This window comes from Rahnella aceris, from assembly GCF_011684115.1.
In the GTDB taxonomy this organism is placed as follows: Bacteria; Pseudomonadota; Gammaproteobacteria; order Enterobacterales; family Enterobacteriaceae; genus Rahnella; species Rahnella aceris.
Genome location: NZ_JAADJV010000001.1, coordinates 1,240,736 through 1,262,182, shown reverse-complemented (window position 1 = coordinate 1,262,182; position 21,447 = coordinate 1,240,736). Strand labels below are relative to the sequence as shown.

Annotated in this window: 17 protein-coding genes; 11 read left to right on the top strand and 6 right to left on the bottom strand. The window is 53.9% G+C overall.

From position 1 onward, the window contains the following. Nucleotides 1-18: 18 nt before the first annotated feature. Entirely contained in the window at nt 19-1,527 is a 1,509-nt protein-coding gene (locus tag GW591_RS05665; protein WP_166860275.1) for a YchO/YchP family invasin, read from the bottom strand. A 347-nt stretch (nt 1,528-1,874) separates the two neighbouring features. Here GW591_RS05665 and GW591_RS05660 point away from each other — a divergent pair, with 347 nt between their 5' ends. Genes GW591_RS05660 through GW591_RS05650 form a run of 3 tightly spaced genes read left to right on the top strand, consistent with a single transcriptional unit; the run spans nt 1,875 to nt 5,635 of the window. Further along, complete coding sequence (locus GW591_RS05660) at nt 1,875-2,624, top strand: gluconate 2-dehydrogenase subunit 3 family protein (protein WP_013575414.1); 750 nt, start codon at nt 1,875-1,877, stop codon at nt 2,622-2,624. A gap of 15 nt (nt 2,625-2,639) precedes the next feature. Further along, nucleotides 2,640-4,403 carry a GMC family oxidoreductase gene (locus tag GW591_RS05655; RefSeq protein ID WP_166860273.1) on the top strand — a complete coding sequence of 588 codons (1,764 nt, stop codon included), beginning with the start codon at nt 2,640-2,642 and terminating at the stop codon, nt 4,401-4,403. Beyond that, on the top strand, nt 4,400-5,635 hold the full coding sequence (locus tag GW591_RS05650) for a c-type cytochrome (RefSeq protein ID WP_037033954.1): 1,236 nt from the start codon (nt 4,400-4,402) through the stop codon (nt 5,633-5,635). Before GW591_RS05655 ends, GW591_RS05650 begins: the two co-directional genes overlap by 4 nt. 66 nt (nt 5,636-5,701) lie before the next feature. Here GW591_RS05650 and GW591_RS05645 read toward each other — a convergent pair whose 3' ends face one another. After that, the gene (locus GW591_RS05645) at nt 5,702-6,121 is read right to left on the bottom strand and encodes a hypothetical protein (RefSeq protein WP_166860271.1); all 420 of its coding nucleotides are present in this window, start codon (nt 6,119-6,121) and stop codon (nt 5,702-5,704) included. A gap of 217 nt (nt 6,122-6,338) precedes the next feature. Between GW591_RS05645 and rstA the strand changes: the two genes are divergently transcribed. From rstA to GW591_RS05620, 6 genes are all read left to right on the top strand, one after another. Further along, nucleotides 6,339-7,070: a two-component system response regulator RstA gene (rstA, locus tag GW591_RS05640; protein ID WP_013575410.1), complete on the top strand. Its 732-nt coding sequence runs from the start codon at nt 6,339-6,341 to the stop codon at nt 7,068-7,070. Next, complete coding sequence (gene rstB / locus GW591_RS05635; RefSeq protein ID WP_166860269.1) at nt 7,067-8,410, top strand: two-component system sensor histidine kinase RstB; 1,344 nt, start codon at nt 7,067-7,069, stop codon at nt 8,408-8,410. The genes rstA and rstB overlap by 4 nt, the downstream gene beginning before the upstream one ends. Next, nucleotides 8,394-9,875: a carboxypeptidase M32 gene (locus GW591_RS05630; RefSeq protein WP_112198572.1), complete on the top strand. Its 1,482-nt coding sequence runs from the start codon at nt 8,394-8,396 to the stop codon at nt 9,873-9,875. The genes rstB and GW591_RS05630 overlap by 17 nt, the downstream gene beginning before the upstream one ends. 417 nt (nt 9,876-10,292) lie before the next feature. Beyond that, a complete protein-coding gene (gene asr / locus GW591_RS05625) occupies nt 10,293-10,661 on the top strand; it encodes an acid resistance repetitive basic protein Asr (RefSeq protein WP_015697278.1) in 369 nt (122 codons plus the stop codon). 118 nt (nt 10,662-10,779) lie between these two features. Beyond that, a complete protein-coding gene (gene ydgU / locus GW591_RS24275; protein ID WP_455567028.1) occupies nt 10,780-10,860 on the top strand; it encodes a small membrane protein YdgU in 81 nt (26 codons plus the stop codon). Between the two features lie 139 nt (nt 10,861-10,999). Then, nucleotides 11,000-11,881 (top strand): trypsin-like serine peptidase, encoded by an 882-nt coding sequence (locus tag GW591_RS05620; protein WP_013575406.1) that lies wholly within the window; start codon nt 11,000-11,002, stop codon nt 11,879-11,881. A gap of 74 nt (nt 11,882-11,955) precedes the next feature. On the opposite strand, the gene hrpA is transcribed toward GW591_RS05620, so the two are convergent. After that, nucleotides 11,956-15,831 carry an ATP-dependent RNA helicase HrpA gene (hrpA, locus tag GW591_RS05615; RefSeq protein ID WP_121019371.1) on the bottom strand — a complete coding sequence of 1,292 codons (3,876 nt, stop codon included), beginning with the start codon at nt 15,829-15,831 and terminating at the stop codon, nt 11,956-11,958. A 301-nt stretch (nt 15,832-16,132) separates the two neighbouring features. Between hrpA and GW591_RS05610 the strand changes: the two genes are divergently transcribed. After that, nucleotides 16,133-16,750 carry an FMN-dependent NADH-azoreductase gene (locus GW591_RS05610; protein ID WP_013575404.1) on the top strand — a complete coding sequence of 206 codons (618 nt, stop codon included), beginning with the start codon at nt 16,133-16,135 and terminating at the stop codon, nt 16,748-16,750. A 121-nt stretch (nt 16,751-16,871) separates the two neighbouring features. On the opposite strand, the gene GW591_RS05605 is transcribed toward GW591_RS05610, so the two are convergent. Genes GW591_RS05605 through GW591_RS05595 form a run of 3 tightly spaced genes read right to left on the bottom strand, consistent with a single transcriptional unit; the run spans nt 16,872 to nt 20,151 of the window. Beyond that, nucleotides 16,872-17,177 (bottom strand): YdbL family protein, encoded by a 306-nt coding sequence (locus GW591_RS05605; RefSeq protein ID WP_013575403.1) that lies wholly within the window; start codon nt 17,175-17,177, stop codon nt 16,872-16,874. Nucleotides 17,178-17,233: 56 nt separating this feature from the next. Next, nucleotides 17,234-17,428 carry a YnbE family lipoprotein gene (locus GW591_RS05600; RefSeq protein WP_013575402.1) on the bottom strand — a complete coding sequence of 65 codons (195 nt, stop codon included), beginning with the start codon at nt 17,426-17,428 and terminating at the stop codon, nt 17,234-17,236. After that, complete coding sequence (locus tag GW591_RS05595) at nt 17,425-20,151, bottom strand: YdbH family protein (protein WP_166860267.1); 2,727 nt, start codon at nt 20,149-20,151, stop codon at nt 17,425-17,427. Before GW591_RS05595 ends, GW591_RS05600 begins: the two co-directional genes overlap by 4 nt. Before the next feature lie 242 nt (nt 20,152-20,393). On the opposite strand from GW591_RS05595, the gene GW591_RS05590 reads away from it, so the two are divergent. Continuing rightward, a complete protein-coding gene (locus GW591_RS05590; RefSeq protein ID WP_013575400.1) occupies nt 20,394-21,380 on the top strand; it encodes a 2-hydroxyacid dehydrogenase in 987 nt (328 codons plus the stop codon). The last annotated feature ends 67 nt before the right edge of the window (nt 21,381-21,447 follow it).

Below are 21,447 nucleotides of genomic sequence, written 5' to 3'. Positions count from 1 at the left end.
AAACCCTCAGTGGCTCGGTCAGAAATTCAGCCCCGCGTCGTTGCCGTATTGCGGTTGCGCAGTCAGCGGCGGGGATACATTGAGGGTGATCCAGTTTGACGTCACTTTCTGCGATTTACTGTCTTCCACGGTCACCGACAGACGATAAATGTTGGTGGCGTCCGGGGAATCATCCCACGGCGGCACAATCACACTCCAGCCATCGGGATTACGGTTATTCGCGGGTGGCGTCAGGCTCAGCGCCTGCGTATCGCCCTGCCAGCTTAGCGCCACCACTGAATTCAGCGCGCGCAGTTGCAGTTTCAGCGGCACAGTTTCACCCGGCTGCAATGACCACGGCGGCGTGGCTAAAAACACCGACAATGTTTTACGCTGTTTGAATTCCATCACCGGCATATTATTGCGATCAACCATGTCCATGCGGCTTCCGCGCAGCGAGCGCGCTGCCGCGACATTCCGGAAAGACAATTGTTGATCCAGCGGCACACCCAGCCGGTAATTGAGGGTCAGCTTCACCACATCCTGATTATCGCCATCCTGCCCGGCCTGATGCTCGGCCATCACTGTCACCAGCGGTACCGGTGTGTAATTCACGCCAAACGACACCGCCGAGGGATTACTCTGCCGCGTGCCGTTGCCGAACAAATCCACCTGATGACCGAAATACTGCTCATAACTCAGCGAAGCCCCCAACTGGCGGTAGAACGGTAAATAGCCTTTGGTGGTGATGTCATAGCCACGCGCCTGACGGCGCAGTTGCGCAGACGTACTGCTGTCGGCTTTATAGGACGAAAACGGATGATAATAATTGGTGGAGAAACGCAGGTAATCTGTCCAGGCTTCCGCGCCCAGACTGCCGCGCGTCAGCTGATGATCGAAATCATTATCCACAAAAGCGTTATATCCCAGCATCCACGCGCCGGTGTTGAAGCGCTGCCCCAGGCCGAAATTACCGACAGTGGCATCCGTCTCGCTTTGCAGGCCAATCTGGCTGTAAACCAGATTGGTTTGAGAATTATATAGCGGGCTGAAAAGCCGGCCGGAGCTGCCGTCAAGATTACGCCCGGTCATATCCAGTGAGGTGCTCACTGTCCCCAGCGGCGAAAGCAAACTGCTGGTTTCTTTTTGCACCAGTTTCGCGGCCTGACTCAACGCCAGCGTCTCCGCCTGCACACGCAGGGGATCATCGCTGTCCGTAGTGGTGGCTCCCAGCTCTTTCAGCGTGGTAGCAAGTTGTTTTTCAGTGGCCGTCGGTCCGGTATTGTTATGGATATACTGGCTGCCAAGGCTCGGTAACGTCTGAGACGCTTGGGTCGGGGTGCCATTGTTAAAGACAGAACTTTCGTCGCTGGCAGGCAGAAAACCGCTGAGGTTATAGCTGAGTGCGTCGTATTCGGTGGGTTCTGCCGTCAGCGCACTGGCGCTTACAGCATAGAAGGCGGTTCCCCCAGCCATCAGCAAAGAGGCGCAGGTCTTGCCTGCAAATCGCTTCAATAAATCAGAAAAAAAATCTGTGACGTCAGTCATACCTTACACATTTTGCCCGTAAGGTTTGATCTTACCGCACGGTCAGCATAATTCAACCTTCACGCCACGAACGGCCACATACATCATTTCCTTAAATGAAATCATGCCAATTCATTTCCATAGTGAATACATGGATGATTTGCTGTCACATCACAAAAAATATCACCTAAAATAACACCAAAGATATCATTGCACACATTTGATAACATTTTTAACAAACCAACCATTTATCTTTACAGTCTGTTTTCATTTATCCTTAGCAGGTTAACGATTATCCCGACGCCACCCGACTGCCCTGGCAGAGTGCGTCCGGACCTTAAAGTGATGTATACCAACAGGGAACATAAATGAGCAAAAAAACCTTGCCCGGCGTGACCCGCAGACAAATTCTCTCCTTCACGGCCGCCTCCGCAGTACTGGGTGCCGCCAAAGCCGCAAATGCGGTGACGCTCAAAGGCACGCCCGTGTGGAGCCCCTTTGACGCCAGCCCGCCGCCGCAGATTGAGACCGATGGCTGGGCGTTCTTCACCGACGCCGAAGCCGCTGCTATGGAAGCTATTGTTGACCGTCTGGTGCCCGCCGATGACCTGAGCGTGGGCGGTAAAGATGCCGGATGCGCAGTGTTTATCGACCGTCAGCTGGCCGGATTCTACGGCACCTATTCCCGCCTCTACATGCAAGGCCCTTTCCAGGACGGTACACCGGAACAAGGTGACCAGTCACCGCTGGTTCCGCAACAGCGTTACCGTCTTGGTCTGGCCGCACTGGATAAATACACCCGGTCACAGCATCAGAAATTATTCAAAGATCTGCCCGGTGACCAACAGGATCAAATCCTGTCAGGCCTTGAGAGTGGAAAAATTGCCCTTGATGGGATCGATTCCAAATTGTTCTTCGCCATTGCACTTAAGAACACGATGGAAGGTTTCTTCGCTGACCCGATTTATGGCGGTAACCGCAATATGGTGTCGTGGAAAATGCTGGGCTTCCCTGGCGCACGCTACGACTACCGCGAATATGTCGGCAAACATAACCAGAAACTCGATCTCGAACCGCTGAGCATTTCCGGCGGCGACGCATGGAAAATGAAAAGCTAAGGGCAGAACAATATTATGGCAAAAAAATTACCCAAAACCGACGTGGTGGTGATCGGACTCGGCTGGGCCGGCTCGATCATCGCCAATGAATTGTGCGACGAAGGTCTGAATGTGGTGGCGATTGAACGCGGTCCGTGGCGTGATACGGCGCGCGATTTCAACGTAGCCACCGTTACTGATGAATTGCGTTACAACACCCGTCAGGAACTGATGTTACGCACCCGTCAGAACACCATCACCATCCGCAACAATCCGGCGCAAACGGCTTTGCCGATGCGCGAATGGGGATCTTTCCATCCGGGTAACGGCACCGGCGGCGCAGGCAACCACTGGGCGGGGATCACCTTCCGTTTTCAGCCAGATGAATTCCGCCTGAAAAGCCATCTGACTGAACGTTACGGCGCGAACGCCATCCCGGAAGAGTTAGTTCTGCAAGACTGGGGCACCGACTGGGACGAAATGGAACCGCATTACGCCTCTTTCGAACGTCTGGCCGGGGTGTCCGGTAAAGCCAGTAACGTGAACGGCGAACATCATGACGGCGGTAACCCGTATGAAGGGATGCGCTCGATTGAATATCCGACCCGCCCGATGGATCAGCCTTACGGCCCGACACTGTTTGCTGAAGCCGCGCGCAATATGGGCTACAAAGCGTTCCCTGTGCCCTCTTCCCTGATTTCCGAGCCTTACACCAACCCGCTCGGTGTAAAAATGGGACCCTGTACCTACTGCGGCTTCTGCACCAACTACGGCTGCGCGAACTATTCCAAGGCCAGCGCCATCACTACCGTATTACCGGCACTGATCCGCAAGGAGAATTTCGAAGCCCGCACCAACTGTGAAGTGATGCAGGTGTTGACCGATTCCACCGGTAAACGCGCCACAGGTGTGGTCTATATCGACTCGTCCGGTGACGAGTGGGAACAACCGGCTGATCTGGTGATCGTCAGTGCCTTTACCTTCGAAAACGTCCGTCTGATGTTGCTTTCCGGTATCGGTAAACCCTATGACCCGGTCACCTTAAGCGGCACCACGGGCCGTAATTACGCTTATCAGACCGCCAACGGTGTACAGCTGTTCTTCGATGACAAAAACTTTAACCCGTTCATCGGTGCAGGCGCGGTCGGGATGGGCATCGACGATTTCAACAACGACAACTTCGATCACAGCGGTCTGGGCTTCTTTGGCGGTGGCAATATCCGTGTCACACCCATCGGCGGTGCGCCCATCGGCTACCGCCCTGTTCCGCCGGGAACGCCGAAATGGGGCAGCGAATGGAAAAAAGCCACGGTCGCCAACTATCTCAGCTCGATGTCGATCGGCTGTGAGGCCAGCAGCTACACCACCAAAACCAACTATCTGTCGCTGGATCCAAACTATAAAGACCGTCTGGGTCGCCCGCTGCTGCGCGTGACCTTCGATTTCCCGGAAAACGATCTGAAAATGGCCGCGTATTGCACCGGTAAAGTGGCCGAAATCGCCAAAGCGATGAATCCGCGTCAGCTGGTCGCTAATCCGATGAAAGGCCACTGGAACGGTACGCCGTATCAGTCTTCCCACGTGGTCGGCGGATTTGTGATGGGCGCGGATCCGTCCACCAGCTCGGTAAACAAACATCTGCAAGTCTGGGATGTGCCTAATCTGTTTGTGGTCGGTGCGTCTGCCTTCCCGCAAAACCCCGGTTACAACCCGACCGGCACCGTCGGCGCGCTGGCGTTCAAAGCCGCCCATGCAATCCGTAACTACTATCTGAAAAAACCGGGAGAGATGATCGCATGAAAAAGTTAACCTCATTCTCACTCGGTTTACTGGCTTTGAGCATCAGCGGGCTGGCCCACGCGGCAGGCGACGGCTCTTTCGAACAGGTGGAACGTGGCCGGTATCTGGCAACGGTGGGCGACTGCGCCGCCTGTCATACCGCCTCCACGCCGGATGCCAAACCTTTTGCCGGCGGCGTGCCGATTGAAACACCATTTGGCCGTCTGGTCGGCGCAAACATTACGCCAGATGTGCAAACCGGTATCGGCAAATGGACGTTCGATGACTTCCAGCGTGCGATGTCCGAAGGCATCGGCCACGGCGGCAAACGTCTTTACGGTGCGATGCCGTTCACGGCCTACACCAAAGTAACCCGCGAAGATAACGCCGCCATTTGGGCGTATCTGCAAACCCTGCAACCGGTGCATCACGAAGTCGAGACTAACCAGTTGCCGTTCCCGTTCAACGTGCGTACCAGCCTGATGGGCTGGAACTGGCTGAACTTCACCCAAGGCGAATTCAAACCGCAGATGGATAAATCAGCGGAATGGAACCGTGGCGCGTATATCGTTGAAGGTCTGGGACACTGCGGCACCTGTCATACACCGAAAAATATGATTGGCGGCGACAAGGACAGCGAGTTCCTGCAAGGCGCGGTGGTGGAAGGCTGGGTTGCGCCGGATATCACCAGCAACAAGCACACCGGTGTCGGCAACTGGACGCAGGAAGATCTGATGCAATATCTGAAAACCGGGTCTAACCGTTTCGATATCGCTTCCGGTCCGATGGCGGAAGAAGTCACTAATTCGTCTCAGCACTGGACGGATGCTGATCTCAAAGCCGTGGCGGTGTACCTGAAAGACAGCGGTCATGACAGCGGCAGCAAAGCCCCTGCGCCGGTGAAAGCCGATGATAAGGCGATGGTGGCCGGGAAAAATATCTATGCTGACCGGTGTTCCGCATGCCATACGCCAGCCGGAAAAGGTCAGGAAGGTCTGTTCCCGCGCCTGGCCGATTCACCGCTCATCAACCAGACCAACGCCACGTCGCTTATCCGCGTGGTACTGACGGGCAGCCGTCCGGTGGCTACCGACAGCCAACCGACCGCGCCGTCGATGCCATCGTTTGATGCCAACATGAGCGATGCTGATGTCGCTAACGTGCTGACGTATATCCGTAACAGCTGGGGAAATGCCGCCGCGCCGGTTTCTGCCTCAGACGTGAAAGAGTTACGCGCAGAACTGAAGAAATAAGCAGGGATTTGCTGAAATGTTAAAGGCCGCGAGAGCGGCCTTTATTTTGAATGCATCACGGAGAAATCAGTGCCGGGGCGGCATCTGCATAATCTGCACTATCAGATGATCATTATTCTGGTTTAATTGCACCAGATGTTTGCATTCTACTTTTATTGCAGTGAGCTGTTCTTCAGTCAGCGAGTACGGCAGATTAATATCAATGCTGTACATATTCTGCTGCTCAGCCAGTTCAATCAGCCGGACAATATTGGTCTCGTCGCTGACCTGGGTGGAAACTACCTGTAAAGCCAGTGCGCGCAACGCTTCCTGCTTGGATTTTTCTTTTTTCGAACGGGATTTCAGAACCATGCCAAAGAACGGCATCACGCCATAAATAGCGTCGACAAAACTCCATTTCTTTTTGCAGGATGCGGACAAGTATTCCATGTAGTCAAAGGATGCTTGTTGACTGCGCGCATCGGGTACCAGGCGGTTTTCATTCATCCCCTCTTCCTCTTCCTGGTCAGGGTCAATCAATTATTTAATCAATGTATAACGCCGAAGATATTCAGCTATATAATGGCATAATTCACTAACACTTTGCCAGTCGCTTCCGGTGCTTTCCGTAACGGAAACTGACATGTTCTATTACGCTAGCACGATAGCGTCGCCCTGCGGGTCACGCTATGCTAATCACCGGATTTCTTAAAGCAGCAAGCCAATGAATAAAATCGTTTTTGTAGAAGATGATGCAGAAGTCGGCAACCTGATTGCCGCCTATCTGGGTAAACACGATATCGACGTGCTGGTTGAACCGCGTGGCGATACCGCGCAGGCGCGTATTGAAAAAGAAAAACCCGATCTGGTTCTGCTCGACATCATGCTGCCGGGCAAAGATGGCATGACATTATGCCGCGATTTACGCCCGATCTTCCCCGGCCCGATTGTGTTGCTCACATCACTCGACAGCGACATGAACCACATTTTGTCACTTGAAATGGGCGCCAGCGATTACATCCTGAAAACAACGCCACCAGCGGTACTTCTGGCCCGTTTGCGGCTGCATTTACGTCAGAGTCCGGCGCAGAATAGCCAAAATGAACAACCGGTTCAGACGCTCAAAAGCGGCAATGCCCTGCATTTCGGTCAGTTGTGCATCGACCCGGTTAACCGCGAAGTGACGCTGGTGGATGAAACGATCGTTCTTTCTACCTCCGACTTTGATTTGTTGTGGGAACTGGCAACACACGCCGGGCGCATTATGGATCGCGAAGCGCTGCTGAAAAACCTTCGCGGGGTCAGCTATGACGGGCTGGATCGCAGCATTGATGTCGCGATCTCCCGCCTGCGTCGCAAACTGTATGACAACACCCTTGAGCCATTTCGCATCAAAACCGTGCGCAATAAAGGCTATCTGTTTGCTCCCAACGCCTGGGAGACGTTACAGGAATGAAAAAGCTTTTCATCCAGTTCTTTCTGTTACTGCTGGTCTGTTTTCTGGTGATGGCGATGCTGGTCGGACTGGTTTACAAAGTCACCGCTGAACGTACCGGCCGTCAGTCCATGAACGATTTGATGAAAAGTTCGCTCTACCTGATGCGCAGTGAACTGCGGGAAATTCCGATTAAAGACTGGAACAAGACCATCAATACGCTGGATCTGAATCTGTCTTTCAAACTGCATATCGAGCCGCTCGGAAAACGCAAACTCAGCCCTGTGCTGGATCAACGTCTTAAAGACGGCGAAATTATTGCGCTTGATGACGAATACACTTTCATTCAGCGTGTGCCGCGCAGCCATTACGTGCTGGTGGTCGGCCCTATTCCGTACCTGTTTTATATGCATGAAATGCGGCTGCTGGATCTGGGGTTGCTGATCTTCATCGGTTTATCGCTGGCCCTGCCGGTATTCCTGTGGATGCGCCCGCACTGGCAGGATTTGCTGCGGCTGGAAAACTCCGCGCTGCGCCTCGGTAACGGCCATCTCGACGAACGTATTGATTTTGATTCCACCTCCAGCCTTAACCGGCTGGGCGTGGCCTTTAACCAGATGGCAGACAACATCAGTACGCTGGTCGCCAGTAAAAAACTCCTGATCGACGGTATCGCCCATGAGCTGCGTACGCCGCTGGTACGTCTGCGTTACCGGCTGGCGATCAGTGAAAACCTGCCGGAGTCGGAACAAAATGCCATCAACCGCGATATCGGGCAGCTTGAAGCGCTGATCGACGAATTGCTGACTTATGCACGTCTGGACCGTCCGCAGGTGACGCTTAACCTGGAAAAAGTCAATCTGGCCGAATGGCTGGAAGACAAAGTCGATGATTTCCGGCTGATCACCGAGCGCACCATTCTCTATGACGCGCCGCAAAATGCCGATTTCGGCGGTGTGGATTTACGTCTGATGGAGCGTGTGCTGGACAATCTGGTCAATAACGGTCTGCGCTATTCACAACAGACATTGCGCGTCAGCCTGTGGTTAGACAGTGAACTCGCCTGCCTGCAGGTTGAAGACGACGGGCCGGGCATCCCGCCGGAAGAACGTACCCGCATCTTTGAGCCCTTTGTTCGCCTGGACCCGAGCCGTGATCGCGCCACCGGCGGCTGCGGGCTGGGGCTGGCAATCGTCCATTCCATCGCCGTCGCTTATCAGGGGCGTATCGCCGTTGACGGCAGCCCGCTCGGCGGTGCCAGTCTGCGTTTCAGCTGGCCGGTAAAACCCACATTCAATCTGGCTGCAGAACAGCCTAATCACGAAAATCAGGAAGGGAGCCACAATGACCATCGCCTATAAAAAATTACACGACACCTTCGCCCGTTTGTCCCGCTTCGGCCATTTATCGGCTATTGCAGGCTGGGATGCCGCGGCCATGATGCCACCGGAAGGCGGACAAGCCCGCTCGGAAGCGCTGGCTGAACTGAGCGTGCTGACGCATCAGATCCTCACGGCGAAACAGGTCGGTGAATGGCTGGAACAGGCCAGCGGCGAACAACTTAATGACGTTGAGCAGGCCAATCTGCGCGAAATGCGCCGTCACTATCAGCAGGCGGCTTTGCTGCCGGAAAGCCTGGTACAGGCAAAATCACTGGCCGGCGCACGTTGCGAGCAGGCGTGGCGTATCCAGCGTAAATCGAACGACTGGGAAGGCTTCTCGGATAACCTGAAAGAAGTGGTTAAGCTGAGCCGTCAGGAAGCACAGTTGCGCGCCGAGGCTGCGGGCATCAGTCGTTACGACGCCCTGCTCGATTTATACGAACCGGGCATGACCTCACAGAAGCTGGATGTGCTGTTTGGCGATCTGAAAACCTGGCTGCCGGACCTGTTACAAACCGTGGTTGAAAAGCAAAAATCCGAAACCCGTATTGCGCCACAGGGGCCGTTTGACATCGAAAAACAGCGGCAGCTTGGTCTGAAAGTGATGGGTAAACTGGGTTTTAATTTCGATGCCGGTCGTCTGGATGTCAGCGCGCACCCGTTCTGTGGCGGGGTTCCGCAGGATGTACGTATCACCACACGTTACAATGAAAATGAATTCCTCAGCGCCATGATGGGAGTTATCCACGAAACCGGTCATGCACGTTACGAGCAAAACCTGCCAAAAGAATGGCTGGGCCAGCCGGTTTCCAACGCCCGTTCGATGGGTGTTCACGAATCACAAAGCCTGCTGTTTGAAATGCAACTGGGTTGCAGCGAGCCGTTCCTGAAATCTGTGTATCCGCTGGTTATCGAGCAATTCGGTCACCGTGAAGGGCTGGATGAAAGCAACTTTATGAAGCTGAACCAGCACGTCCAGCCGGGCCTTATCCGTGTCGACGCCGATGAACTGAGCTATCCGGCCCACGTCATCCTGCGATATGAAATCGAAAAAGCGCTGATGGAAGGTGAAATAGAAGTTGATGATATTCCGGCCCTGTGGAACAGAAAGATGCAGGAATATCTTGGCATCGACACTGTCGGCAACTACCGCGACGGCTGCATGCAGGATATCCACTGGACCGACGGTGGCTTCGGTTATTTCCCGACATATACCCTCGGCGCGATGTACGCCGCGCAGTTGTTCCAGACGGCTAACAAAGCCATTCCGACGTTGCAGGATGACATTGTCCGCGGTGACCTGACCGCCCTGTTCCAGTGGCTGCAACAGAATATCTGGCAGCACGGCAGCCGGTTCACGACAGATCAGCTGATGAAAAACGCGACAGGCGAAACGCTGAATCCGGCGTTCTTCCGGGCGCATCTTGAAGGGCGATACTTGTAGGCGGAAGGCGTGCGTTGTCGATTTTTTAAATATAAATCAATAAGTTGAAGTTTGCTTTAAAAGGGAAGTTGCCATTAATACCCCCTCCCCGCCTCCCCCTTCGCAGGGGGAGGAGCAAACACGCGGTCCGCTCCCTCCCCTGCGAAGGGGAGGGCTGGGGTGGGGTTTTAAAGCAAAATCAATAAGTTGAAGTTTGCATTAAACGCAAACACGCGATCCACTGCCCCGTAGCAACTCCATCGCTATACCCTCCAATTTCACCGTAATTCCCTGATTTTATTACGCCCCCTCCTTTGTACATTCCGTTACACGCCGAAACCAATCACTCACGGACAACCAGATCCAACACGCCTAGTATTCTTCATACCGGCCCCGCAGTGGGGTGGACACTTAAACAAAAATTCTGAGGAATTAAAGATGAAAAAAGTATTAGCTCTGGTTGTAGCCGCTGCAATGGGTCTGTCTTCTGTCGCTTTCGCTGCTGAAACTACTGCAACTCCGGCGCCAGCTGCTGCTGCAACTACCGCTGCTCCAGCACCTGCTGCCAAGCATGTGACTAAGCACAAAACTCACAAGAAAGTAGCTCAGAAAGCGCAGGCTGCTAAAAAACACGTGAAACACGCTAAGAAAGCGGCTCCAGTAGCTCAGAAAGCCCAGGCTGCTAAAAAACACGTGAAACATGCTAAGAAAGCTGCACCAGTAGCTCAGAAAGCCCAGGCTGCTAAAAAACACGTGAAACACGCTAAAAAAGCGGCTCCAGCTGCAAAAGCAACTCCAGCAGCATAAGTAGTCAGTAAAAGTCTTTGTGAGCGTATCTACTCACCATTATCAAGACTGATGATTTAACACCCGGTTCGCCGGGTGTTTTTTTCTCCGGTTTTCTATCTTGAGGTACTGATGGAAGATGCTGCGCCGCTACCTGTTCGAAATCACCCTGTGTTCCCTGATCCTTTGCGGTCTGATCACCCTGTTCTTCTACTTCTGAGATACCCCGCGATGACGCCCGTCATCGGCTCAAAAGGCTGAGTTACCAGACAAATATATCCACCACGAAACATAACCGTCTATAATCGTTCCATAATTACGGCTTCCCGGGTTCTCCCTGTTTTCAAGGTCAGAATGTTATGCGCATCGCGTTACCGCTGTTTTTGTGCTTTTTCTGTTTTACCGCCAGTGCCCTTGTACATGCAGACTCTCCTGATGATGCAGATTCCGACACACCTTCCATCAGCATGAAAGAAAAAACGGCCCTTTTCTTTGGTCACGATCAGCGCACACCGGTGGCTGCGGCGGCGCACTGGCCATGGCAGGCCATCGGGCAGATTGAAACCGAGAGCGGCAATTTATGCACCGCGACGCTCATTTCTAAACATCTTGTCCTCACGGCGGGCCATTGTGTGCTGGCGCCTCCGGGCAAAATAGACAAAGTCGTGGCGCTGAGATTCATTTCTCATGATCAGAAATGGCGATATCAGATCACCGCATTACAAACGCTGGTGGATCCGAAATTGGGCAAGAAACTGAAAGCGGATGGCGACGGCTGGATTGTTCCGCCTAAAGCGGCACCGTTTGATTTCGCACTGGTTCGCCTGACAGATGAAAAGCTGGCATTGCCGATCAAACCCCTGCCATTGTGGGAAGGCTCCCGTGACAACCTGACCGCTCTGCTGAAACAGGAAGGCAGGAAAGTGACCCAGGCCGGATACCCGGAAGATCATCTGGATGATTTGTATGTACATCAGGATTGTCTGATCACCGGATGGGCGCAACCGGGTGTGTTATCGCATCGCTGCGATACTTTGCCGGGCGACAGCGGCTCACCGTTGCTGCTGAAAAATGCCGATGGCTGGTCGCTGGTGGCAATTCAAAGTTCCGCGCCAGCGGCACAAGACCGTTATCTGGCCGATAACCGTGCGCTGGCCGTTCCGGCCATCCGCGATGCCCTGAATACGCTGTCCTCAGGTGTGATCAGTGCGAGCACGCCGGTAACGACGCCCGCTCAGTAACCGTAAGCATCACCATTTCAGAGCATAAAAAACCGCCTTCGTGTATCAGGCGGTTTTTTAGTTTTGAGAACCGGTTAAACCAGTTGCTCCATGGTCTGCAAAATCCGTTTATCCGAAATCGGATACGGCGTGCCCAGTTGCTGAGCGAAATAGCTGACGCGCAGTTCTTCAATCATCCAGCGTATTTCTTTCACCTCATCACTTTGCTGACGCACCGGCGGCAGTTTGTTCAACCACTGCTGCCATTGCTGCCGGATGTTTTCCACTTTCAGCATCTGCGCACGGTCGCGATGCGGATCCATCGCCAGTTTGTCCATCCGGCGTTCAATGGCCTGCAAATAGCGCAGCGTATCCGGCAGACGTTTCCAGCCATTTTGCGTCACGAAACCCCGATAAATCAGCCCGGACATCTGGGTTTTGATATCTGAAAGCGCCAGCGCCATGTTGATATCGATCCGTCCTTTCAGCCGTTTATTGATGCTGAAAACGGTCGTCAGAATTTGCTCCACCTGAATCGCAATCTGCACCACCGTATCATTCAGGTTGGCGCGCACGTGCTCATGCAGTTTTGCGAAATCTTCTTCACGCCACACCAGCCCGCCGGACTCCGCAATCAGTTTGTCGATGCCGCAGGAAATGCAGTCGTCAATCAGATCCAGCACTTTGCCATACGGGTTAAAATACAGCCCCAGTTTGGCTTTGTTCGGCAACTTCTCATGCAGGTATTTGACCGGTGAAGGAATGTTCAGCAGCAGCAGACGTCGCATTCCGCTGAGCATTGCCTGTTGCTGTTCCAGTTCACTGTCAAACAGGCGGATCGCTACGCTGTCTTTCTCATCCACAATCGCCGGATAAGCTTTTACTTCATAGCCGCCGCGCTTTTGTTCGTAGCGTTCCGGTAAGGTACCAAAGCTCCAGACATGCAGATCGCGTTGTTCGATACCGTCATCAGCCACCGCAGAAAGCGTTTGCTGAACCTGCTCTTTCAGGCCAGATTTCAGCGCGGCCAGGTCTTTGCCCTCGCGCAGCGTTTTGTTTTTATCATCGACAATGCGGAACGTCATTTTGAGATGATCGGGCACCTGATCCCACTGCCAGTCTTCGCGTGACACCGTCACGCCACTCATCTTACGCAGTTCCTTTTCCATCGCATCCAGCAACGGCATCTCGAACGGTTTGATGCGCCCGAGCAAGGCATCCGCGTAATTTGGCGCAGGCACAAAATTGCGGCGAACGGGTTTTGGCAGCGATTTAATCAGCGCCATGATCAGATCACGACGAATGCCCGGGATCTGCCAGTCAAAACCTTCTTCACTCACCTGATTGAGCAGCGGTAAAGGAATATGTACCGTTACGCCGTCAGCATCGGTACCCGGCTCAAACTGATAGGTCACGCGCAGTTTGAGATTGCCCTGATGCCAGAAATTCGGGTAATCGTGAGCGCTGATATTGCCCGCGCCCTCTTTGATCAGCATGCTTTTTTCAAAGTTCAGGCTGTCCTGCGGCTGCGTTTTCCACCAGGTATCAAAATGACGCGCCGACACCACTTCCTGCCCGATGCGTTGTTCATAGAACAGGAACAGGGTTTCGTCATCAACCAGAATATCGCGGCGACGGGATTTGTGTTCCAGCTCTTCCACTTCGGTGCGCAGACGCAGGTTAGCGCGGAAGAACGCATGACGGGTCTGCCAGTCGCCTTCCACCAGCGCATGCCGGATAAACAGTTCCCGTGACACGACCGGATCAATCGTGCCGTAATTCACCCTGCGTGCCGCCACAATCGGCAGGCCGTACAGCGTGACTTTTTCCGTCGCCATCACCGCGCCCTGGGCTTTTTCCCAGTGCGGCTCGCTGTAACTGCTTTTCGCCAGATGCTGAGCCAGCGGCTCGATCCATTCCGGTTCGATACGCGCGGCAATACGCCCCCACAGGCGGCTGGTTTCCACCAGTTCGGCGACCATCACCCATTTCGGCGGTTTTTTGAATAATCCGGAGCCAGGGAACACCGCAAAACGGGCATTGCGTGCACCGGTATATTCCTGCTTATCGGCATCTTTCTGGCCGATATGCGACAGCAAACCGGTCAGCAATGCGCAATGAACTTCGCGGTATTCAGCGGGCAGGCTGTTCACCGGCAGCCCCAGTTCTTTCACTACCTGACGCAACTGGGTGTAAATGTCCTGCCACTCGCGCACGCGCAGATAGTTGAGGAAATCGCTGCGGCACAATTTGCGGAACTGTGCAGAAGACAGCGCTTTCTGCTGCACCTGCAGGTGATCCCACAGGTTTACGAATGCCAGGAAATCAGAGTCTTTGTCGGCAAAGCGACGATGTTTTTCATCGGACGCCTGCTGTTTGTCCATCGGACGCTCGCGCGGATCCTGAATCGACAGCGCGGCGGTAATGATCATCACTTCACGTACGCAGCCGTTTTTCTGTGCTTCCAGCACCATGCGCGCCAGACGCGGATCCACCGGCAACTGCGCCAACTGACGACCGAGCGGTGTCAGCGTATAGCGACCATCGACGGCGTTATTAATGGCGTTCAGCTCTTCCAGCAGACGGACGCCATCCTGAACATTGCGTTTGTCCGGCGCCTCAACAAACGGGAATGCGGCGATATCGCCCAGCCCCAGCGAGGTCATTTGTAAAATGACGGAAGCCAGATTGGTGCGCAGAATTTCAGGGTCGGTGAATTCCGGGCGCGAGAGGAAATCCTGCTCCGAATACAGGCGGATACAGATACCTTCGGAAACACGTCCGCAGCGGCCTTTACGCTGGTTAGCCGACGCCTGCGAAACCGGTTCGATCGGCAGGCGCTGCACTTTGGTGCGGAAACTGTAGCGGCTGATACGCGCGGTGCCGGGATCAATGACATATTTGATACCCGGCACGGTCAGCGAGGTTTCGGCGACGTTGGTCGCCAGCACGATACGGCGACCGGAGTGCGACTGGAATACGCGGTTCTGCTCGCTGTTCGACAACCGCGCATACAGCGGCAAAATCTCGGTGTGAGGCAAATCCAGACGGTTCAGCGCATCGGCAGTATCACGAATTTCACGCTCACCGCTCATGAAGATCAAAATGTCGCCCATGCTTTCGCGGCCGAGTTCATCGACCGCATCGAAAATCGCCTGCAACTGGTCACGATCCACATCATCTGCGTCATCCACAATCGGGCGATAACGCACGTCAACCGGATACGTCCGGCCGGAAACTTCAATGACCGGTGCATGATTAAAATGACGCGAGAACCGCTGCGGATCGATAGTCGCCGAGGTAATAATGACTTTCAGGTCGGGGCGTTTTGGCAGCAACTGACGCAGGTAACCGAGGATAAAGTCGATATTCAGGCTGCGTTCATGCGCTTCATCGATGATCAGCGTGTCGTACTGCATCAGCATGCGATCCTGCTGGATCTCCGCCAGCAGAATACCGTCGGTCATCAGCTTAACGAGGGTGTTTTCACTGACCTGATCGTTAAAGCGAACTTTATAACCGACCGTGTTACCGAGCGTGGTATCCAGCTCATCGGCAATACGGTTGGCCACAGTACGCGCCGCCAGACGTCGCGGCTGAGTATGACCAATCACGCCTTTAATCCCGCGACCGAGTTCCATACAGATTTTCGGGATCTGTGTGGTTTTACCGGAGCCGGTTTCACCTGCGACAATCACTACCTGGTGATCGCGGATAGCGTTATAGATGTCTTCTTTCTTCTGGCTGACCGGCAAGTTTTCCGGATAGCTGATTTTTGGCCGTGAGGCTTCACGGGCACTGACTTTTTTCAGGCTCTCGTTGATGGCGGTCTGGATTTCAGCACTTAACGCGTCGAGTGCTTCAGGTTTATCAATCTTTCTGGCACCCTGCAAACGGCGTTGCAGGCGTTGCCGGTCACGTAGCATCAGCCCGTCTAACTGCGCTGATAATGCCGCGAGCGGTGATTTCACGTTCACAATTCCTTGTTGCATGTCAGCCGGAGAGCAAAACGTCTGCGCCAGCTGAATCTGAATGGGTGATGAGGAAGGTTTAAGCCTTGCCTGCTTGTGTCTATGTTAACACAAGGTATTGAACATGCTGAAAACGGGTGATTACGCCGCAGGATTAAAGTTGTTCAAAAAAATCGATGATAGGTCTCTAAATATTGCGCTATCACTGAATAAGCTTTGTGAATAAAGTAAGTTCCATTCGGGGGACGTTCTGGTTATAAAAAACCATTCCCTATGTATCACACAGTTAAGGAACTCACTAATGAGCAAAGTACTCGTTCTGAAATCAAGCATTCTGGCTAACTTCTCTCAGTCAAATCAACTGGCCGATTACCTGATTGCACAGTATCAGTCTGCAAACAGCGGTTCTGCCGTGACAGTTCGTGACCTGGCGGCTAACCCAGTCCCTGTATTAGATGGCGAACTGGTTGGCGCACTGCGTCCTTCCGATGCTCCTCTGACTCCACGTCAGGAAGAAGCACTGGCGCTGTCTAACACCCTGATTGACGAACTGCAGGCGCATGACGTGATCGTTATCGCTGCACCCATGTACAACTTCAACATCCCGACTCAGCTGAAAACGTATTTCGACCTGGTTGCCCGTGCTGGCGTGACCTTCAAATACACCGAGAAAGGCCCTGAAGGTCTGGTGAAAGGCAAACGCGTTATCGTTCTGACCAGCCGTGGTGGTATTCATAAAGACACCCCAAGCGACCTGGTTGCCCCATACCTGTCTCTGTTCCTGGGCTTCCTGGGGATGAGCGACGTAGAATTCGTTTACGCGGAAGGTATTGCTTACGGTCCTGAAGTGGCGACCAAAGCACAGACTGATGCGAAAGCAGCAATCGATGCCGCCATCAAAGAACTGGCTGCTGCATAATTATCGTTATCACAATCTGAGCACCCATTCACTTAAGAATCTGTCCGTTCCGCTCAGATGATGTTGTGATAAAGCTATTGCGCGCTGAAAGGCGCGCTTTTTTTTGCCTGCGATCCTCTGCTTACTTCTGCAACCACTTACCATTTATGCCACGGACGTATTCGCCCTTCCCGGCACGGGCGACCAGCTTTTGTCCGGCGAGTTTTGCCACATCGTCGGTGCTGACGTTATTGTCCCGCGCCACCTGTTCGTATTGCTGTTTGCGCCCCTCGTTAATTTTTGTCGCCAGCGCGACACTGTCGGCGTCTTGTTTCAGCGGTGCCAGATAGCCGGACAAGGTTTCGCCCACGCGCCCTTGCTGTTTGGCTTCATTGAGCGTTAACGCGAACGCCTGACTGCAAAACAGTAAACCACCCGTCAGTAACATCAGGCTGATTCTCCTGATGCTGTTTTTATTGAAAAATATCGCGGACATAGTGGCCCCTAGAATAAATCGCTTTGATTCTTCAACAGATTTTCCACGTCTTTATCCACTTTGATATGGATCTCGTGTTCGATTTTCACGTTCATGTTGATGGTGATCGGCTCTTTCGGCGCGGCCAGTTCGATACGCGGCACGCAACCGCTGAGCATCATTACGCAAAGCGCCACGCCCGGGCCGACAACTCGCAATTTCATTGTTCCTTCCTCACTGTTGGATCCTTTTTCTGTCCCGCCGCAGACGGATTTTTTGACAGCGCATCAGCAGGCAAAGACATCTGCTGTTGCAGCCATTCCTGAAGATTGTCGCCAAAACGCAAACTGCGCCAAAGCTGATAGATATTTTCCTCATGGGAATAATTGAGGACGATTTCACGTTTTTCTTTATCGCCACCGTGCGTCGTGTCGGTGTAATTCACACCGTCAACTTTAGCCTTCATGGTCAGCACACCAAGATTATCCAGACTGACCTGCGCATCGGAACGGCTGATTTCCAGATAGCGCAGCAGGCCAATGACCATATTGTTGGCGAAATTGCCGCTGGCCATTGCATCGGCAAATTGCGGGTCGAGGCGCAGCGTCAGGCTGCCGTCGTTTCTGATCCAACCGTTATGAATGATCCACTGCGGATTTTCCACATACAGCGGCAACTCACCATAAATCACACCGGACATCGCCAGTTGCTTGGGTTTCAGCGCCGTAAACAGTTCGCTGAGATTGATTTTTTCCAGCTTCAGCACAGCCGCATCATGCTGCGGCATACGCAGCGCCGACAAGCTGAGATGACCACGCAATATATCGACACCGAGATTGCTCAGGGTCAGTGGCGTTTGTTCACTCCACGGATAATGTCCCTGTAAATCGGCCGTCACGTTCTGCATTTTGACCAGATTGTTCACTTCGCCGATACGCAGCGTCACCGGCTTTTTCACGCCGAGCTGCCAGACCTGATCCTGAAGGCGATACGGCAGGCTGAAATCCAGCCCGCTCAGGTCGCCGTCTTGCATCCAGAAGCCCCCGTTTTTCACCACCCAGTGCCCCCCCGCGACAAATCCCTGCCCGCGCGCGGCCGAAAATGCCGACTGCGCGTAGAAGGTGCCTTCACGTAATTTGATGTTCAGATCCGGCGTGAGAAGCGGCTGGAACGCGGTCAGTTGCTGTTTCGGCCACCAGCCTTCCCCGCGCAGACGTTCGCCATCCCAGCGCCCGTTGAGCCGGATCGGGCCGATCGGTTTGGCATCCAGCATCCCGCGCATGATGAAACTGTCCGGGCTGCCACCGCTGAGCTGTAACGTCAGCGTGGCGGGCGGCAGATAGCCGCCGTTCGCCAGCGAAATCTTCTTCGCCACCAGTTTGATGTCCCCTTTAAACGCCGTTGGCTCATCAGGATACTGCGGTTTGAAGCGGGCGGATGGCGGACGTTTCCAGATCAAAGGGTGTTCGAGCGTAAGGCGCGGCGCATCGACATCTGCCAGCCCGTAATGCAGGCGGTCAAAGCCCGTCGAGAGCGAATTAATGCTGATCAGATTGTCGTGCCACTGGCCTTTGCCAGACATGTCCCAGCGGCCGTTCAGTGGCGGCAGATGCCCGTTGCCCCAGTAATTGAAATTCCACAACCCAATGTCCGGCCAGAACGCCAGCGATTTCCCGCTGAGATGCAGATCAAACGCGCCCCAGAAACTGTGACGTGCTTTGAGGATCGCTTGCAACGGCCCGCTCACGCCCTCTGCGGAGACTTTGACCCCCGCCAGTGGCCAGCGCGCATCGCTGATGGTCAGTTCCGGCGTCGGCTTACCCCACGCCCGTAACAGCGAACCGCTGCGCAATGAAAGCGTCGGGTTAAGCACCGAGCCGCTGAGCTGACCGGGCAATGACGCACTCAGAGACGTGGTCTGTAAATTTGCCTGACCGGTCAGGCGGAAACCTAAATCGCTGTCGAGTAAACCAATGCGTCCCGGCCCGAGCGTCAGCACCACGTTGGCCTTGCCGTTGTGGCCCTGCGTCAGCACATTCAGCCTTGCGGTAATGTGGGTCTGATCAAACGCCGGTGACCAGTCGCTGAGCGTCAGATTTACGCCCCCTGCCAGGGGTTGTGCGGCATAAGGCCAGCGCCATTGTCCCTGCGTGATCTGTAATTCGTTATTGTTGAGTTTCCATGGCAGCATCGCCAGAGGCTGATCACTGCCCTTTTCGGTCAGCGTCAGAATACCGTCGGTTGCCTGCCAGCTCAGCGTAATATCCAGCGGCTGAGGCACCTGCGCCGTTTGCATTTCGGCGTGCAGTTCGCCGGATTCAGGCAGATGATCGAGATTCGCTGGCAGCAGCAGTTTACCGCTGAGCGTCACCGGCTGCGTACTGCCCGGCGGCGTCAGACTGAATGAACGGATGGCAAGCTGACGGTTACCGTCAAGCACAGCGTCAAGTTTCAGGGCATCGCCATTCACAGAAAGATGTTGTACGCCGTCCAGATTACTGAGCTGCACACTGGCGGCGTAATGCTGCCACGGCGTTACAGAAAGCTGGCCGATACTGACGTCACCGGCAGGCAGGAGTTGCTGTATCTCTGCGAGGGAAAGCGTTGACTGACTTTCGCTTTTGGGCAGTTTTGCCAGACAGGCGGTATCGACCGTCAGCGCATCAAGCTTCAGCGCCCATTGGCCGGTGTTATGACTGAGGCGGGCATTTCGTGCCGTCGCGAGCGTGCAGTCCCCGGCCTGATAGCGCACGCCCGGCAGTTGCAGGACGCCGTGCGACCAGTGCGGAGAACCACTCAGCACCAGTTGGGTTCCGCCCGGCAACCAGTGGCTGGCAACAACGGGCAACCAGCGCGGCACGGTTTTCCATAACACCCACAACAGCAGCGCAATAATCACCACTATACTCAGGAGTATCTGCGCGCTTTTCTTCAGTCCGTTCCTCATGACTTGCCTTGTCTTATGCTTCACTAAATGATCTAAACGCCCGCAAGATATCATAATTAGCGTAACAACTGATGACAGGAATGCCAGAGCACCTGAATCAAATAGCACAGGATAAATTGTCTGCCTTCCTGCGCTCTGCTAGTTTGATGGCATATTGCGAATTGTTTCTGAAACTGTTTATTCCTTATAAAACATGCGGAAGCCGTTTCGCCAGAGATTCAAACTCACTGCGGAGAAACACCATGAAAGTGGCTGTCTACAGTACTAAAAATTACGACCGGAAATATCTGGAACTGGTCAACGCGCATTATGGCTATGAACTGGAATTTTTCGACTTTCTGCTGACCCCGCAAACAGCGAAAACGGCGGTAGGTGCCGATGCAGTCTGCCTTTTCGTGAATGACGATGGCGGCCGCGAAGTGCTGCAGGAACTGGCCTCTCTGGGCATTAAAACGCTGGCACTGCGTTGTGCGGGCTTTAACAATGTCGATTTAGATGCCGCAAAAGAACTGGGAATTTCGGTGGTGCGCGTACCGGCTTATTCGCCGGAAGCGGTGGCTGAGCATGCAGTGGGAATGATGATGTGTCTTAACCGCCACATCCATCGCGCTTATCAACGCACGCGTGAAGCCAACTTCTCGCTGGAAGGTCTGATCGGTTTTAACATGTATCAGCGCACCGCCGGTATTATCGGTACGGGTAAAATTGGCGTGGCGACGATGCGGATCCTGAAAGGTTTCGGCATGCGCATTCTGGCGTTTGATCCGTATCCCAGCCCGCTGGCCCTCGAACTCGGCGCGGAGTATGTCGACCTGGATACGCTGTATGCCGAATCCGATGTCATTTCGCTGCACTGCCCGCTGACACCGGAAAATCATCATCTGCTTAATGCAGAAGCCTTCTCCAAAATGAAAGACGGTGTGATGATCGTCAACACCAGCCGTGGCGGATTACTGGATGCCACTGCGGCTATCGATGCCCTGAAAAAGCAAAAAATCGGCGCACTGGGCATGGACGTTTACGAGAATGAACGCGATTTATTCTTCGAAGACAATTCTAACGAAGTGATTCTTGATGACGTCTTCCGTCGTCTGTCGTCCTGCCACAACGTGCTGTTCACCGGCCATCAGGCCTTCCTGACCAGCGACGCACTGACCAGCATTTCAGAAACGACGTTGTTGAATATTGATCAGCTGTCGAAAGGTGTGGTCTGCCCGAACCTGCTTTAATCACGTAATCAGCATCATCATTATAAGGCTCACTCCGGTGAGCCTTTTTACTTTCTGCATCTGCGCT

Excerpts from the sequence above, each read along its gene's own strand:
- ydgU (WP_455567028.1), top strand. The coding sequence starts at position 10,780 with ATGCTGCGCCGCTACCTGTTCGAAATCACCCTGTGTTCCCTGATCCTT.
- asr (WP_015697278.1), top strand. The coding sequence starts at position 10,293 with ATGAAAAAAGTATTAGCTCTGGTTGTAGCCGCTGCAATGGGTCTGTCT.
- GW591_RS05595 (WP_166860267.1), bottom strand. The coding sequence starts at position 20,151 with ATGAGGAACGGACTGAAGAAAAGCGCGCAGATACTCCTGAGTATAGTG.
- GW591_RS05660 (WP_013575414.1), top strand. The coding sequence starts at position 1,875 with ATGAGCAAAAAAACCTTGCCCGGCGTGACCCGCAGACAAATTCTCTCC.
- GW591_RS05590 (WP_013575400.1), top strand. The coding sequence starts at position 20,394 with ATGAAAGTGGCTGTCTACAGTACTAAAAATTACGACCGGAAATATCTG.
- GW591_RS05610 (WP_013575404.1), top strand. The coding sequence starts at position 16,133 with ATGAGCAAAGTACTCGTTCTGAAATCAAGCATTCTGGCTAACTTCTCT.
- rstA (WP_013575410.1), top strand. The coding sequence starts at position 6,339 with ATGAATAAAATCGTTTTTGTAGAAGATGATGCAGAAGTCGGCAACCTG.
- GW591_RS05655 (WP_166860273.1), top strand. The coding sequence starts at position 2,640 with ATGGCAAAAAAATTACCCAAAACCGACGTGGTGGTGATCGGACTCGGC.
- GW591_RS05600 (WP_013575402.1), bottom strand. The coding sequence starts at position 17,428 with ATGAAATTGCGAGTTGTCGGCCCGGGCGTGGCGCTTTGCGTAATGATG.
- rstB (WP_166860269.1), top strand. The coding sequence starts at position 7,067 with ATGAAAAAGCTTTTCATCCAGTTCTTTCTGTTACTGCTGGTCTGTTTT.
- GW591_RS05620 (WP_013575406.1), top strand. The coding sequence starts at position 11,000 with ATGCGCATCGCGTTACCGCTGTTTTTGTGCTTTTTCTGTTTTACCGCC.
- GW591_RS05665 (WP_166860275.1), bottom strand. The coding sequence starts at position 1,527 with ATGACTGACGTCACAGATTTTTTTTCTGATTTATTGAAGCGATTTGCA.
- GW591_RS05650 (WP_037033954.1), top strand. The coding sequence starts at position 4,400 with ATGAAAAAGTTAACCTCATTCTCACTCGGTTTACTGGCTTTGAGCATC.
- GW591_RS05645 (WP_166860271.1), bottom strand. The coding sequence starts at position 6,121 with ATGAATGAAAACCGCCTGGTACCCGATGCGCGCAGTCAACAAGCATCC.
- GW591_RS05630 (WP_112198572.1), top strand. The coding sequence starts at position 8,394 with ATGACCATCGCCTATAAAAAATTACACGACACCTTCGCCCGTTTGTCC.
- GW591_RS05605 (WP_013575403.1), bottom strand. The coding sequence starts at position 17,177 with ATGTTACTGACGGGTGGTTTACTGTTTTGCAGTCAGGCGTTCGCGTTA.